Source organism: Pseudomonas sp. Q11 (assembly GCF_024494355.1).
GTDB classification, from domain to species: Bacteria; Pseudomonadota; Gammaproteobacteria; order Pseudomonadales; family Pseudomonadaceae; genus Aquipseudomonas; species Aquipseudomonas hefeiensis.
This window is the reverse complement of the sequence record NZ_JAKNQY010000019.1, coordinates 96,295-113,454: the sequence shown is the minus strand read 5'-3', so window position 1 is coordinate 113,454 and position 17,160 is coordinate 96,295. Positions and strand designations below refer to the sequence as shown.

Annotated in this window: 5 protein-coding genes; all 5 read left to right on the top strand. The window is 63.1% G+C overall.

Annotated features, from left to right (window positions below; all coding sequences use genetic code 11):
- On the top strand, nt 1-251 hold a 251-nt coding region (locus tag MA884_RS19640), incomplete at its 5' end, for a hypothetical protein (protein ID WP_256232040.1).
- Nucleotides 252-458: 207 nt separating this feature from the next.
- On the top strand, nt 459-1,631 hold the full coding sequence (locus tag MA884_RS19635) for a substrate-binding domain-containing protein (RefSeq protein WP_256232039.1): 1,173 nt from the start codon (nt 459-461) through the stop codon (nt 1,629-1,631).
- A 210-nt stretch (nt 1,632-1,841) separates the two neighbouring features.
- Nucleotides 1,842-14,465: a filamentous hemagglutinin family protein gene (locus MA884_RS19630; protein WP_256232038.1), complete on the top strand. Its 12,624-nt coding sequence runs from the start codon at nt 1,842-1,844 to the stop codon at nt 14,463-14,465.
- 451 nt (nt 14,466-14,916) lie between these two features.
- Entirely contained in the window at nt 14,917-15,519 is a 603-nt protein-coding gene (locus MA884_RS19625; RefSeq protein WP_256232042.1) for a transposase, read from the top strand.
- 74 nt (nt 15,520-15,593) lie between these two features.
- Nucleotides 15,594-17,150: a ShlB/FhaC/HecB family hemolysin secretion/activation protein gene (locus tag MA884_RS19620; protein WP_371134793.1), complete on the top strand. Its 1,557-nt coding sequence runs from the start codon at nt 15,594-15,596 to the stop codon at nt 17,148-17,150.
- Nucleotides 17,151-17,160 lie beyond the last annotated feature (10 nt).

The following is a 17,160-nucleotide window of genomic DNA, read 5'->3' as shown; positions in this document are numbered from 1 at the left end:
AGTGGCTGGGGAAAGATCGCAGCCTCGTTGCACTCGACAGCTCCTACACAGCTCCTTGGGTCCAGCGGGAGCAAGCTCCCTCGCCACAAAAAAAGCTGATCGAGCGGAAATTTTTTCAACGCTTGAGACATCTCCCGAGCCTTGACCGCGCCAAACTCGGGTTCCTCGTTCTGTCATCTTCCATCGCCAGACAACCACCCGCCGCCATCTCCACGCCCACCCTGCGCAGCACCGTCACAAAACCCGTCTGAAACCCCAACCCAGAGCCCTCGAACACCCGAGGAAAAAACCCAAAAAACAGCCTCCAGCTCCCGAGGTTTTTTCCTTTATCTGTCACCGGAAACTGCGAGTTTCTAACCCATGGCCTCACCCCATCGCCATCGGCACAGGACCGAGCGCCATGACGGCAAGCACGCGTCACCCAACCTACGTACGAACACGATGAAAGGAGATTCTTCATGTTTAAGCGCAACGTTCTCGCGGTATCCCTGACCCTCGCCGGCCTCTGCGCCGCTCAGGCCGCCATGGCTGATGTCAACGGTGGTGGCGCTACCTTGCCTCAGCCGCTGTACCAGACTGCTGGCGTCCTGACTGCCGGTTTCGCCCCTTACATCGGCGTGGGCAGCGGTGCCGGCAAGGCCGCTTTCCTGAACAACGATTACACCCGTTTCGTGCCTGGTGACACCAGCAAGAACGTGCACTGGGCCGGTAGCGATTCGAAGCTCACCCAGGCTGAGCTGGATGCCTACGTCGCCAACCACGGTACCGCCTGGGGTCCATTGATCCAGGTGCCTTCGGTCGCCACTTCGGTTGCCATTCCGTTCAACATGACCGGCACCGCCAACGTTGACCTGAGCGTCAACCAGTTGTGCGGCGTGTTCTCGGGTCGTTTGACTAACTGGAACCAGATCACTGGGTCGGGCCGTACCGGTCCGATCACCGTGGTCTACCGTGCCGAGAGCAGCGGCACCACCGAGCTGTTCACCCGTTTCCTGAATGCCAAATGCACTGAAACCGGCACCTTCGCCGTCACCACCAACTTCGCCTCCAGCTACAGCGGTGGCCTGCCAGCCGGCGCCTTATCCGCCACTGGCAGCCAGGCTGTAATGGACTTGGTGAACGCTGACCAGGGCCGCATCACCTACATGAGCCCGGACTACGCCGCTACTACCCTGGCCGGTCTGGACGACGCTACCAAGGTTGCCCGCGTCGCCGGTGTTTCCCCAGCCCCAGCCAACGTGTCGGCCGCGATTGCAGCTGTTACCGTGCCTGCTGCCACCAACCGCGCCAACCCGAACGCCTGGGTGCCGGTGTTCGCCGCTACCACCAACCCTAACGATCCAAGTGTCGTGGCTTACCCAACCAGCGGCTATCCGATCCTGGGCTTCACCAACGTGATCTTCAGCCAGTGCTACGCCAACGCCGCCCAAAGCACCCAGGTGCGTGATTTCTTCACCCGCCACTACGGTGCAGTCGCTGCCAACAACAACGATGCCGCCATCACTGCCAACCGCTTCGTGCCGCTGCCAACGACCTGGAAAAACGCCATTCGTGGCAGCTTCCTGACCAGTACCAGCGCTCAAAGCATCGGCAACACCAACGTTTGCAATGGCACCGGTCGTCCGCTGTAACGCCACGCCTGAGCAACACGAAGTATGAATCAGCAACGACGTAAGTCGTTGCTGATTTTTTGCGTATCAACCGTACAACACAGCCACATGAAATTTTCATGACATCCGTTCGGTCCCGAGCGGCTGTAACCGCCTAACCCCTATAACCAACGCTGGCAGCTTGATAGCACTGCGTTGTGCCCCTTAGAGCAAACCGAAAGGATGAGTAGGATGCTGCGCTGCAAACCTCAGACGAAACTGAACGCCCCACGTCGCGATGGCGAATTGTCGATGTTGCGGCTCAAGCCGCTGGCCCAGGCCATTGCGCTGCTGATGGTGGCCGGCAATGCCCACGCGGCGACGGCGTTCAGTTCGGCCTGGTTTGCCGCCAAGGGCGCTTCCCAGGCCGGTGGCGCGGGGCGGCCCGCGACCGCGCAGCCGGGCATGCCGCCGCCCCTGGCGCAGCAGCAACGGGCCAATGCGCAGTTGCAGCGTTCGCTGACCAACCTCAACAACACCGTGGCCGCCATCGCGGCCCAGCAGGCGGCCCAGGCCGCGGGGCGGCAAGCCGCGTTCGGGCAGGTGCAGACCGTGCCCGACGGTTTGGGCGAGGGCGGGCTCAAGGTCGATAACAGCCTGACCCAGGGCTGGCTCAACGCCAAGGGACCGCAGCAGACCCAGGCCGGCGGCAAGACCACGGTGAAGATCGAACAGACCGCCGACAAGGCGATTCTCAACTGGGAAACCTTCAACGTCGGGCGCAACACCACGGTGGATTTCCAGCAGCAATCGGACTGGGCCGTGCTCAACCGGGTCAACGATCCCCAGGCGCGACCGAGCCAGATCCAGGGCCAGATCAAGGGCAATGGCACGGTTATGCTGGTCAACCGCAACGGCATCATTTTCAGCGGCAGCAGCCAGGTCAACGTGCGCAACCTGGCGGCGGTGGCGGCCAACATCAGCGATGAGCAATTCGACAAGCGCGGCTTGTACGTCGATGCCACCGGCAGCCAGCCGACCTTCACCGACGCCGCCGGCAAGATCGAAGTGCAGCGCGGTGCGCGGATCGAAACCCACCGTGCCGCCACCTCCACGGCCGGGGGCGGCTATGCCTTGCTGCTGGGCTCGGAAGTGGAGAACGCCGGTTCCATCATCACCGCCAAGGGCCAGACCACCCTGGCAGCGGGGGACAGTTTTTATATTCGCCGGGGTCAGGGCACCAGCGGCAACCCGCGTTCCACCACCCGTGGCAACGAGGTCGCGACGTCCCTCAAGCCGGGCAGCAGCGCCGGCACGGTGATCAACAGCGGCCTGATCCAGGCCAGCACCGGCGACATCACCCTTACCGGGCACAATGTGCAGCAGAACGGCGTGGCCGTGGCCAGCAGTTCGGTGGACACCCGCGGCACCGTGCACCTGCTCAACGCTTTCAGCGACAGCACCGGCAGCGTCACCCTGGGGCAGGGCAGTGCCACGGCGGTGCTGCTTGACGCCGCGGGCGGCAGCGCCCTGGACAGCCAGCGCGATGCCGGACCCGCCGGTCTGGACGGTACGCCGAACAACCTGATCACCGGTCGGTTCAACAACCTCAGCAGCGTGGTCGACCGCACCGACCAGTCGCGGGTCGAGATCGTCAGTGGCGGCAGCGTCGACTTCCAGAACGGCTCCGTCACCCTGGCCACCGGCGGTCAGGTCGCGGTCAGCGCCGCCGGTCGCAGTCTGGTGCGCGATGGCGCGGTGATCGACGTGTCCGGCGCCATCGGCGTCAAGGTGGCGATGGAGTCCAACTCCATCAAAGTCAACGTACAGGGCAACGAACAGCGTGACGCACCGGTCAACCGCGAGGGCGGCAAGTTGACCAACAACGATGTCTGGGTGGACGTGCGTGATTTGATCTACGTGCCGGCGGGCACCAACGGTTATGCCACCGACCGTTGGTACACGGCGGGTGGGCTGCTGGAAGTCGGCGGCTACCTGGGCACACGGGGCCACAGCATGGGTGAATGGGCCGCCCAAGGTGGCACGCTGACGTTCACCGGCAACGACGTGGTGACCCAGCAGACGGCGCAGCTGAATCTGTCCGGTGGCACCCTGGATGTGCAGAGCGGCTACCTGCGCCAGTCCTGGCTCAGGGGCCCCAATGGGCGCTTGTATGAATTGTCCAGGGCGCCGGGGGACATCCTCTACACCGGGATTTACAAGGGCTACGAAGACCACAGCCAACGCTGGGGCCAGACTGATTACTACTACAACCCGCTGATCGCCCCACGACAGCGCTTTGAAGCTGGCTACACCGTCGGCCGCGATGCCGGCAAACTGGTGGTGTCGACCCGCAACGCGGTGCTGGAAGGCCAGATTGTCGGCGAGGTCTACCAGGGCGAACGCCAGACCCAGGCACCGAACCTCAACCTCGATGGTTACCAGCAATCGCAAAACGCCGTGGCCCGGCGGGCTCAGTTGCTGGTGGGCAGTTACACGCCGATCTACGACAAGGCCAGCGGTGTGATCAACAGTGGCCTGAACCCTACCTTCGATCAGGTCACCGTCGGCGAGGTCAACGACAAGATTGCTGCGGGCCTTGACCTTACCTCGGTGGTCGGCACTGATCGGCAAGGCAAGTTGGTGCTGGACAATGAGCTGCTCAATGGCTTCCAGCTCGGTGCGGTCAAAGTGGCAGCGGCGCAAGGCATCAAAGTCGATGGCGCGCTCAACGTGGCCGATGGCGGTGATATCACGCTTTACGCGCCGCAGGTCGAGGTGAATGCCGACCTGACGGCGCGCAGCGGTCGCATTGCGCTGGGTAATGTCCTCAGGCAGGTCGATACCCTCAGGAATTATGCAGTAGGTGACGTCACGCTTGTGCCTGTAACAGGTACTCGAGCGGCGGTCACGTTGGGCGAAGGTGTTGCGCTGAACACCGCTGGCCTGTGGAGCAACTTGCTGCTTGACGGCGGCGACCGCCAGGGCTTGCCATTCATCAATGGCGGCACCGTGTCTGTGCGCGGCGGCGGAGATATCGATGTGGGCCAGGGCAGCCTGATCGACGTCAGCTCCGGCGCGGCGGTCATGGCCGATGGCAAGACCCGTGGTGGCAAGGGCGGTGACTTGACCCTGACTGCCGGTCTAAGCGCGTCGTCCGGTAACGGCGCCTTGAACCTGGACGGTGAACTGCTCGGCACCGGGGTGAGCGGTGGCGGGACCTTGAAGCTGGCGGCCAACAAAGTGCTGATCGGCAACAGCAACGCGCCCCTCGAGCCCGGCACCCTGCAACTGGGCGGCGATTTCTTCGACAAGGGCTTCTCGGCCTATGACATCACTGGCAACGAAGGCCTGACGGTCGCGGAGGGGACGCGGGTCGATGTGACGATGCCGGTGTACCGTTTCGGCGAGCAGGCGTTGAGTACGGGCAGTGGCGCAGAGCCGGCGGACGCTTTGCAGCGCTGGACACCGCAGCTGTACCAGGAAGATGCCATCAAAGGTGTCATGACCCAGCGTCGTGGTACGAGTCTGAGCCTCAATGCCGGTACCGCGAACTCTAGCGCCGCCGACATGGCGAGCACGGTATTGAACCTGGGTAAGGGCAGCGTGATCAGCGTCGATCCGGGGCAGGGCATCGATGTCCGCAGCATCGGCCAACTGACTGCCAACGGTACCCTCAACGCCTGGGGCGGTCGGGTCAGTCTCACCGAGTTGAGCGTCAGTGATCCGGTCCGCGATCAAGTCAATGCCCAGGGCCACGGTCGTTCCCTCTGGCTGGGTGAACAAGCACTGATCGATGTATCGAGCCGGGCCGTAACCGCCCAGGACATGCGCGGTCAGACCTACGGCCTGGTACGCGACGGCGGGCAGATTGTCATCGGCGGCCAGATCGATGCCGCGAAAGGATCGACTTCGGCGTCCGAATTGTTTGTGGTGGTGCGCGACGGTGCGCGTTTGCAAGCGGATGGCAGCCAGGCCGTGCTGGATATCCCCGGCCAGGGACGCACGTCGGTGACGAGCAATGGCGGCAGCATTTCCCTGGCGTCCGCCAATGGTCTGTACCTGGACGGTTCGTTCAGCGCCCGTTCGGGTGGAGCAGGGGCCGCAGGGGGTAGTTTGTCGGTAGCGCTGGAAACGCCCTATTACTTCAAGAGTGCTGTCAATGATCGGGTGTTGAAGGTGCGTGAACTGGTGCTGGCGCGCGCTGCCCAGGCCAGCCCACTGAGCGATACGGCTGAAACCTCGGCGGATTCGCTGGTCTATGGTCACGGGCGGCTAGGTGTCGATCAGGTCCAGGCCGGTGGTTTCGATAGCCTGTCCCTGTTAAGCAACGGCCTGATGAGCGTCGATGGCGACCTGTCGATGTCCCTCGGCCAAAGCCTGAGCCTGTACGCCCGCAGCTTTGGATTGAGTGCAACCGCGCCAGCCAATACCCGGGTCGAGCTCAATGCACCCCATGTGTTGCTGGCACTTGCGACAGGGCTGGCGACGACTCGACCGAGTTTTGACCCCTATACCCGGCCAGTGGTCGATGGCGGCGGGGTGTCGCTATTGACGAACACGGCGGTATTTTCCGTCAATGCGGACCTGCTGGATGTACAGGGCAGTGTGATATTTAGCGGCAAAGGCAAGCTGAGGCAGGCCGACGGCAATACCGTCGAGCTGGAACGCGCCGGTTTCGACCGGGTTCAGCTACGCAGTCGGGGGGATTTGCGATTCCTGGCAGGGCTCTCCAGTGGGGGAATGCCTACGGGCTTTACCACCCAATTGCTGACCCCTTCGGACATGGTGTTGCAAGCGGCGCAGCTGTATCCGGCGACCGGGGTTGGAGCACGGGTGTTGGCGGGGTATACCGGTGCCAGTGCCCCTGTCTATGACCCGGAGCGCAGTCTGGTCATTGAGCGTACTACCCAGGTCACACCTGCAGTGCCTTATTCGGCATTTGGCCGCTTGCAACTGGGCAGTGCGAAGATTGAGCAGGGCGGGGTGGTACGGGCACCGTTGGGGTTGATTGAAGTCGGCATAAACGATGGCTTAGGTACCACTGATCGAGTGGAGCTGTTACCGGGCAGTCTGACTTCGGTCAGTGGCCTGGGCCTGGTCCTACCTTACGGCGGCACCGTCGACGGCCAGAGCTACGAGTACGCTGGCAAGAAGGTCGTGTTGCTGGGACAGGGGGCGACACCCAACGACAACTCCGATTTGAACATCGGGGTGATTCTGGGCGGTCGATCTGTGGTGGCGCAAGAAAACGCGGTGCTCGATCTGTCCGGTGGCGGTGAGTTGCTCGGCGCTGGTTTCATCTCCGGCCGCGGCGGTTCCACCGATGCTCGCTTCAACCCGCTGGTACAAATCGGCGCCAATGGCGGTTTCACCTTGCCGGGCCTGTCCAGCAACCCGGTCTACGCCATCGTGCCGGGCAATCAGAGCCAATACGCGCCGGTCGCCGCCGAAGGTGGCGCGGTCGATCCGAGGGTAGGTCAGCAGATCACGATCGGTGCCGGTGTGCCCGGGCTGGTTGCCGGCACCTACACTCTGATGCCATCCACCTATGCCTTGCTGCCGGGGGCGTTCCGAGTCGAGGTCAATGGCGTGGCGGGGCAAGGTGTCACAACGGGCGCGCAACAGATGCGCAACGGTTCCTGGACCACTGCCGGCGTGCTGTCGGTGGCCAATACCGGGCAGCGCAACAGTTTGTCCAGCCAAGTCATCCTGACCTCGGGCGATGTGCTGCGTCGCTACTCGCAATACAACGAAACCAGCTACGCCCAGTTCGCCATGGCGGACGCCGCGCGTTTGGGCGTTCCCAGGGCTTTGTTGCCAGTAGATGCCAAAATGTTGAAGTTGAACCTTGCAAAGGGCGCCGCAGATCAGGCTTTCTCCTTCAAGGGCGTCGGCAAGTTCGCGCCTCAGACCGGAGGATACGGCGGCACCGTCGCGGTGGTCGCCAGCAATGGTACCGCGCTGGAGGTGGTCGCCGAAGGGCGGGGGGCTACGGCCGGCTTCGAGGGCGTAACCCTTAATGCCGAAAGCCTCAATGCGTTGAATGCCTCACGCCAAGTGATCGGCGGCCAGTTTTCGGTGCTCTATGGCCAGGGTGGTAACTACATCACGCCGCAACGGGTGTCCCGCAGTGTCGCGCTGCGTGAAGGTGCGACCCTGTCGGCGCCTGAGGTATTCCTCCTGGCCGACGGCGGCGAGCTGTTGGTGGAACAAGGCGCTGCCATCAACACCATCGGAAGGGGAAAGGCGGCGTACGATGCCCGTGATGGTTTTATCTATAACCTCAATGTGAAGTTCCAAAACTATAGCTTGCTGGCCGCCTCCAATGGCTTGCTCAATGTATTGGCCCCTCTGTCAGGCACCACCGGCACAGTCAACATCGGCGGATGCAGCCTGACGCCGTGCAGCGGCGTGACCCGGATTCACTCCGAAGGCAGCATCGTTGCGGCCTCCGGCAGCAGCCTGGAGTTGGGCGACCAAGTGCGTTACGGCACCCGTCACCTGACCCTGGCCCTGAGCAACATCAACGTCGGTACCGCCCAGGCCCTGGGCAACGCGGCGACGCGCCAGGTCTTACCGGCGGGTCTGACCCTGAGCCAGACCGTGCTCGATCGCCTGTTGCGCGGGGACACCGAATACGGTGCTCCGGCCCTGGAAACCCTCGAACTGTCGGCCAGTCAGGCGCTGAATTTCTACGGCACCGTCAGCCTGGACACCTATGACCCGACAACAGGCAAGTCGCGCCTGAATAACCTGATGCTCAGCACCCCGGCCATTTATGGCGCCGGCAGCGTCAACGACGTGGCGACCATTCGCACCGCGAACCTGATCTGGAACGGCGCCGTTGGCGCGCCGGGTTCGGTGATTGCCGGCGGGGCCGGCACCGGCGCCGGTCGCCTGGACATCCAGGCCCAGCGTATCGAATTCGGCTATGGCGATTTCGCCCAACCGAGCTCGATCACTACCCTGGACCGTCTGGCGCTGGGCTTCGCCAACGTCAACCTTAGCGCCAGCGAACGCCTGACCGCCAACCACAAAGGCAGCCTGGCGGTGTATCAAAGCCAGGGCGCCTATGACGCGAAAACGGGCTACGCCTACAGCGGCGGCAACCTGAATATCCTTACCCCGTTGCTGACCGGTGAAGCCGGCTCGGTCAACCGCATCACCGCAGGCGGCGCGGTCAACGTAGCGGGCACAAGCGCTAAGCCGGGCACTGTCTCAGGGCTTGGGGGCGAGGTGTCCATCAAAGGCGCGAGCCTGAACCTTGCCAGCGCGGTGATGCTGCCCAGCGGCAAGCTGACCCTGAGCGCAACGGATGACCTGACCCTGGCCGATGGGGCACTGATCGACGTGGCGGGCCGCACCGTCACCTTCAACGATGTGACACGCTACAGCGCCGGTGGCGAGGTGATCTTGCAAAGCCGCAACGGCAACATCCGCCAGGCGGAGGGTTCAAGCATCGACCTCTCGGCCCGTAACAACCAGGCTGGCCGGCTCAGTGCCGTGGCCCTGGACGAGGCCGCTGGGATCGTTGATTTGCAGGGTCGGATTCTCGGCAGCAGCACGGGCGAATATGACGCCGGGGGCACTGCCATGCCATATCTGGCCGGCGGCGTGGAGATCCAGGCCCAGCGCCTGGGCGGCAGCGGTAGCCTCAGCGAGCAGTTCGCGGCGTTGAACCAACGGTTGAACGAAGGACAGGTGTTCGGCTCCCGCAGCTTCCAGCTCAAGCAGGGCGACCTGGTGATCGGCAACGAACTCAAGGCCTCGTCCATCAGCGTGTCCCTGGACAATGGCAGCCTGTTGGTCAATGGCAAGGTGGACGCCAGCGGTGAGCGGGTCGGCAGCATCCGGCTTGCGGCCGGGCGCTCCCTGACCCTGGGCAGCGACGCGGTGCTCGATGCCCACGGCAGCCGTCTGCGGGTGGACAGCTACGGCAAGATCATCGACTCGCCGAACCGGGCCATTGTCGATCTGACCTCCCGCGCTGGTGTGCTGACGCTAGCCGACGGTGCCCGCATCGATTTGCGCCATGGCACTGCGGCGCCCGCCGGGCAGCACGACGGCCGAGCCCGTGGCACGCTGGAACTCAATGCACGCCGCGCCGGCTCGACCCCGACCCAGGGCGACATTGCCATCGATGCACGCGGTGGCCTGGATATCCAGGGCGCCCGGTCCATCGCGGTCAACGGTATGTGGCAGTACAACGATGCAGAGTTTGGCAGCGATCCGGCGGCCAGCGGTCGTCCTTATCAGGTCATCGACCAGGACTACCTGAAAGACAAACATGACGACAGCACCAAGTTCATCAACGCCGCGCTGGACAACGGCGACCTGATGCAACGCAAGCTCGCCGGCCTGAACAACACGCGTTATGCCGATGCGTTCCACCTGCGCCCCGGCGTGGAAATCGTCAGCGCGACCGCCGACGGTGACCTGGTGGTGCAGGGCGACCTGGACCTGTCCGGTTATCGTTACGCCAGTGTGAATCCGCATACTCGTAAAACCGCTGTGTATGGCTCCGGCGAGCCTGGCGCGCTGATCTTGCGTGCTGGCGGCGACCTGAGCATCTACGGCAGTATCAACGACGGTTTCGCGCCACCTCCGCCCACACAGGATGATAAAGGCTGGGTGCTGCTGCCGGGGATCGACTTCACCGGGGGCGACATTGTCGTCCCCGGTCCCGGGGTGACCCTGGCCGACGGCACGGCGTTCCCGGCGGGAACCACCTTGAACTACGACTTGCCGATCAAGGACGTGACCCTGGCGGCGGGTACTCGACTGCCAGTGGCCGCAGTCCTTGACCAACCGTTGCAACTGCCGGCCGGCACGGTGTTGGCAGCTGCGGTGCACGATGCGTCCGGCAACCTGTTGTTTGCCGCAGGTACCTTGCTGAGCCAGGCCCAGACCCTGGAGGCTGGCTCGCAGTTGGGTGCCGGCAGCGTGTTGAGCGGCGCCACCGCACTGCGTGGCTTCACCTGGCCCAAGGGCGTTGCGCTGCCCAACGTGGCAAACGCGGGCAATGCGCAGACCAATATCCTCAAGCTCGAAGGCAGCCTGGTCTTGAACCGCGGTTCGCTGCTTCCGTCCGGCACCGATGTGAAGTTACCGGATGGCGTCGAATCGGTGCAGTTGCGTCCAGAGATTGCGGGCAGCGATGGCCGCATGTGGGCCATCGCCCCCATGCTCGCCGAGGGTTCTCAATCCTGGTCGTTGAGATTGGTGGCCGGGGCCGACACGACGGCTGCGGACAGCCGGATCGTCCAGCCTGAACCGGTCCATGGCGACTTGCGTCTCGCCGACAGCCACTACGGCATGTTCGGTGTGCTCGTACCCGGAAAGGGCAGCCTCATATGGACCGAGGCGGGCGTAGAGGACATGTTGAACAACGGGATCACGGTCGAACTGGGCCAGCCTGTCGACGAAACCATCTTTCGCGATATTTTCGGTTACGAATCGGCCGAAGCTTTTTGTGCTGATTTTGGTGGCAATTGCACGCTCCAGGCTTCTTACAAATGGACCAAGTCAGCAGAGGATCAGCTGGCAAATTCAGGCTTCGAGGTCAAGGCCGGTGAGCTGATCAGCCAGGCCGCGGCGCAATTTTTCAAATTCGATTCAGTCCAGTCGTTTTGCGACGCAGTACCGGAAATTTGTACACCCGCTGACGGGGAATACAATCCGGTTGCCGGCAGTGTCCGTCCAAGTGTCCTCCGCACCGGCACCGGCGACCTGGAACTGCTGAGCGGTGGCAGCCTGCGCATGGATTCGTTGTTCGGGATCTATACCGCCGGCACCTCGTCGGCGCCGACGTTCCCGGGCGATCCCTACAACCAGCCCAAGGCCTTGGGCGGCAACGACACGGTGCTCAACGACGAGGATGGCAGCAATGAAAGGCTGGTCGATGGCGGCACTGAAAGTCTCTATCGCGCCTGGTATCCGGACGCGGGCGGTAACCTGTTGCTTAAGGTCGGCGGTGACCTCAGCGGTAATCTGACCGCGCCTGTCAACTCTAACGGGCGACCGAACCCTATCGACATGGGCCAGGATTCGGCCAATGTGGGCAATTGGCTCTGGCGCCAGGGCAATGGTGATTCAGCGAACAGCCAGCCGACCGCTTGGTGGATCAACTTCGGTAGCTATACCGCGTCGACGGTGTCGGGTGGCGCTGATCAAATGGCCGCTTTCACCGGATTCGGGACCTTGGGCGGCGGTGATCTGGATGTACAGGTGAAGGGTGACGCGGGCGTGTTGAACCGACTCGCCGGTAGCGACTTCAATTCAAACATCAACGCTCGTAGCCAGGGGCTGCTGCTGGCTGTGGGCAGCACCGGGCGCGTAGGCGCCGATGGCAGCCTGCAACTGACCGGTGGCGGTGATCTCAATCTGCGTGTGGGTGGCGCTTTGAATCCCGAGAGCCTGTTCGTGAACGGACATCTCAACGGCGCGGTCATCAACCTGCGGGGGCACGCGCAGATCGATAGCGGCGCCATCGGTCGAATCGACCTTCAATATGGCAATGCTGTCTCAGCACAGTCCCCTGGAGAAACGCGGGCCTACGATTCCTTTAAGTCCACACGAGGATCTGCAACGGGTGGGCTGACCCTCATGCCGGGCGACGCTACCTTTGATTTGACAACTTTGGGCGACCTTGTCGTGATGGACGTCGCCGACCCGGGCCGGGCGCCGATGATGAGTGTGTCGCCCTTCAAAAATGGTGCGACTAACGGATCGGGTGTGAGCTGGTTCACGCTGTGGACGGCCAATACCGCGATCGACTTGTGGTCATCGGGAGGTAACCTGACGCCTTTTACCTTCAGTACCGCAACGGATTTGGCGGTGGTCTACCCATCGATCCTGAGAGCTGTGGCGGCCAGTGGCAGCCTTTACTATGGGGAGTCCTCGGCATTGTATGGAACAGCCTACAACGGCAACAATCGCCCAACCCTGCTGCTCGCTCCCGGCATCAACAGTGAGTTGCAATTCATGGCCGGCGACTCCATCTACGGCGGCGACATGTCGGTCAGTCGCTCCGGTGCTGCCTCTGTGGCCCTGGCCACACCGTTACGGCCAGCCTTTGTCGGTATCGTCGATGGTTTCGTCATAAAGGCCAGCAACCTTTCAGCCGACGGCAATTTCGCACGTCCTGATGCGAACATATTGCCGCTGCTTGCCTTCGACACCAGCAGCGCCTCCAGTGAGTGGGCTCTCAATGTCGATCCTGCTCGCTTCTATGCGCTTGAAGGTGACTTGCTGGCAGTCACCACTGGACGGTCGATGACATCAGCCTCTACAGGCAGATGGCCGGGGCGAATCGCCTACGAAGGCGCCGGACCTGTACGGATGATGGCTGGGCGAGACATTGTCAGCAGCGGCATACCGCTGGGCGGGTCTCTGAATGAGAACTCCGACGTGGGTAATTACACCACCACCGGCAACCTCTTCATCCACAACAACCCAACCGACATTTCCATCGTCTCGGCCGGGCGCGACATCCTCTACAGCAGTTTCAACGTCGCCGGCCCCGGCCTGCTGGAGATCACCGCCGGGCGCAATCTGCTGATGGACGACAAGGTCAGCATCAACAGTATCGGCGCTGTGGTGCCGGGGGATTCGCGCCCCGGCGCGAGCCTGGTGCTGCAAGCCGGCGCTGGCCTCAACGGCGCGGACTACCAGCGCTTCGTCAAGGCGTACCTGGACCCGGCCAACCAGGCTTTGGCCGGTGTGCCCCTGGCGAACCAGGACGGTAACGTCGCCAAGACCTACGAGGCGGAACTGGTGGATTGGCTCAAGGAACGCTTCGGCTTCAGCGGCGACACCGAGCAGGCCCGCAGCTACTTCGCGGCGCTGCCGGCCGAGCAGCAGCGGGTGTTTGCCCGCGATGTGTACTTTGCCGAGCTCAAGGCCGGTGGCCGTGAGTACAACGAAGCCGGTGGCGTTCGCGAGGGCAGTTACTTGCGGGGCCGGGAGGCTATTGCGTTGTTGTTCCCAGACAAGGACGTGGCGGGCAATGCGATCACCTACAAGGGCGATATCACGATGTTCGGCGGGGCGGGTGTGCACACCGATTTCGGCGGTGGCATCCAGATGCTCACGCCTGGCGGCGGGCAGACGTTCGGCATCGAAGGCAACGCACCACCGTCCACCGCCGGGGTCATTACCCAGGGCGAGGGCGATATCCAGTTGTATGCGCAGAACAGCATCCTGCTGGGGCAGAGCCGGATCATGACCACCTTTGGCGGTTCGATTCTCGGCTGGTCGGCCCAGGGCGATATCAACGCCGGTCGCGGTTCGAAGACCACCGTGGTCTACACGCCGCCCAAGCGCTTGTATGACACCTGGGGCAACGTGACCCTGTCGCCGTCGGTGCCGAGCACCGGCGCCGGTATCGCCACGCTCAACCCGATTGCCGAAGTGGCGCCGGGCGACATCGACCTGATCGCGCCCTTGGGCACCATCGATGCGGGCGAGGCGGGGATCCGGGTGTCGGGCAACGTCAACATCGCGGCATTGACCGTGGTGAACGCGGCCAACATCCAGACCCAGGGCAAATCCTCCGGTGTGCCACTGGCGGCCACGGTTAACACCGGGGCCATCACCTCGGCCAGTTCGGCGGCGTCCTCGGCGACACAAGCGGCGGAAGACGTGGCGCGCCAGCAGCAGAACGCGGCGCGACAAAACCAGGCGTCGGTGTTCACCGTGCAGGTGGTGAGCTTCGGCTCCGAGCAACTGGCCCCGTCCCGCGACGGTGCCAGCCGCGAAGCGCCACGGGCCTACGACCCGGCCAGCCCGGTGCAAGTGCTGGGCGCCGGCCCCCTGGACGAACAGACCCGGCAGCGCTTGACCGAGGAAGAGCGGGGGCGGTTGAGCTTGTAGCTATCGGCTGGCACCGAGTCGCCGCCATCGCGAGCAGGCTCGCTCACACAGGGGGGGAGGTGAACACCGAATCGGTTAACCCTGAAAAGCCAATGTGGGAGCAAGGCTTGCCCTGCAACATAGAATCTCCCACAGGGTTGCTGGACACCCAGTACCCGTGGCGAGGGAGCTTGCTCCCGCTGGGCTGCGCAGCAGCCCCAAGCCAATCACCGCGGTGTGTCAGATACTCCCCAGCAGCCTTTTTGGGGCCGCTTCGCAGCCCAGCGGGAGCAAGCTCCCTCGCCACGGGACCCGCGCTCAAGTGCCCATCGACGTCCATCCAAATGAAGCTTTCATGACAAAAGTTCGGTAGCACATCGCCATTCCCGTCAAGCCTGTGTGACGTGTTCGAGGGGACCTGCAAGGTCGTTTGGAGCCGGGGCAGGCAGCCGGGAGTGAGGCGATGGGAACTATGGAACGTTATTCGAAAGTGGGCATGCAGGAGCTTGACCAGCGGTTGTCGAAGATCGTCGAGGCGGCGCGCAAGCAGCCGGTCTCGGTGTATCGCTACGGCGCACCGTGGGTCTGGATCGTTTCCCAGGATGACTGGCAGGGCGCACTCAAGGAAGTGTCCAGCTACATCCCGCAGGGCCATTCACTGGTGTTGCTGCGTCCGCAAATCGACGACCTGCTGGACGACCACCGCGACGTGCTGCAAGGCCTCACCGCAAGCGCCGAGATGCTGATCGAACCGCAGACCGTCATGCACATCCTTTTACTGCAACTGCTCTATTCGGTGCCCAGCGAGCAGCAACTCTACGAACAACTCAATTACAACCTGCTGTTCCGTTGGTTCGTCGGCCTGGACCTGAACCAGAGGGTCTGGCGTTTCGACGTTTTGAGCAAAGACCTCGCCACGCTGCTGGGCGATGCGCGGGCCGTGAGGCTCATCCAGAAAATAATCGGTGAAGTGTTCTGCGGTGCCTTGCTGCAAATGCCGGAGTTCTCCTTGAATTTCGCGCTGCTGCACACCTGGCTGGCGCGGCACACCACGACATCGACTGCAAGCAATTGAGCGGTACTTTGAATTCAGGGGGTGGTGTGGAGCATTTCTTCAAATCGCGGCCAGCGCTGTGGGGCTGGTTGTTGTTGACGGTCGGGGGGCCGTCGGCGTTCGCCGCGCAAGCGCAGCAGGAGGTCGAATCGGCCCCGGCCCGCCTGGTGGACGTGAACGAGTATTTCGTGCGTGGCAACACCGTGCTCGATGCCCGGGCCATTGAGGAGGCGGTGTACCCGTTCCTCGGCCCGCAAAAGGCCTTGAGCGATATCGAGGGGGCCCGGGAGGCGCTGCAGAAGGCCTACCAGGCGCGCGGTTATCAATCGGTGTTCGTCGAGTTGCCGGAGCAGAAAGTCGAAGACGGCATCGTCTACCTGCAGGTCAGCGAGACCAAGGTCGGCCGAGTCCGCGTGGTGGGTGCCAAGCATTATTCGCCCGTGGAGATCCGCGAGGACGTGCCAGCGCTCAAGGAAGGCGAGGTGCCCGATTTCGCCCAGGTCCAGACTGAGTTGGCGCAGTTGAACAAGACCCCGGGGCGCCAGGTCATGCCGTTGGTACGCGAGGGCCAGCGGCCCGGCACCATGGATGTGGACTTGCAGGTCGAGGATCAGAACCCGTGGCAAGCCAGCCTGGGGCTCAATAACGATTACAGCGCCGACACCGAGAAGCTGCGCAGCGTCGCCAGCCTGGGCTACAACAACCTTTGGCAATTGGGTCACAGCCTCTCGCTGACCTTTTTCACCGCGCCCCAGGACACCGAAAACGCCAAGGTCTGGTCGGGCTCCTATACCGCGCCGCTGGACGAGCACTGGAGTGTGCAGTTCTCCGGTTACCAGTCCGACAGCAACGTGGCGACCATCGGCGGCAGCAACGTCTTGGGCAGGGGCCATTCGTACGGTGTCTCGGCGATCTACACCTTGGCGTCCAGCGCCGCCTGGGCCAATACGTTTTCCGTTGGCGTGGATTTCAAAGACTTTGAGGAAGAGCTGAATCTGGACGGCGCCAGCGACAAAGTGCCGCTCAAGTACGCGCCGTTCACCTTCGCCTACAACGGCTTTCGCTACACCGAAAACAGCCAGTTGGGCCTTGGCCTGAGCCTGGTGGCGGGCACCCGCAGCCTGTTGGGCTACGGCAGTTCCGACGAAGACTTCGACTACAAGCGCTACCGCGCCAGCCCCAGTTTTGCCGTGCTCAAGGGGGATGGCAATTACACCTTCACCTTCGCCAACGACTGGCAGACCGCGTCCAAAGCCGCGTTCCAGCTGGCGTCCGGGCCGCTGGTTTCCAACGAACAATTCTCTGCCGGTGGCGCCACATCGGTTCGCGGTTATCTGGCCGCCGAGCGTACCGGGGATGACGGCTACCTGCTGTCCCAGGAGTTGCGTACACCGTCCATTGCCAAGTTCCTCGGCAGTTATGTCCAGGAGTGGCGCTTCTACGCCTTCGCCGAAGGCGCGCAGTTGTACCTGCGCGACGAACTGCCCGATCAGGACGCTGATTACAGCCTGGCCAGTGTCGGCCTTGGCACCCGCGCGAGCCTGAGCAAATGGCTGTCGGGCAGTCTCGATTGGGGCTACCCGCTGCTCGAAGGGCCGAACACCTCGAAACAGGAATCGCGCCTGCATTTCAACCTGCAAGCGACGTTTTGAACCTAGGAGT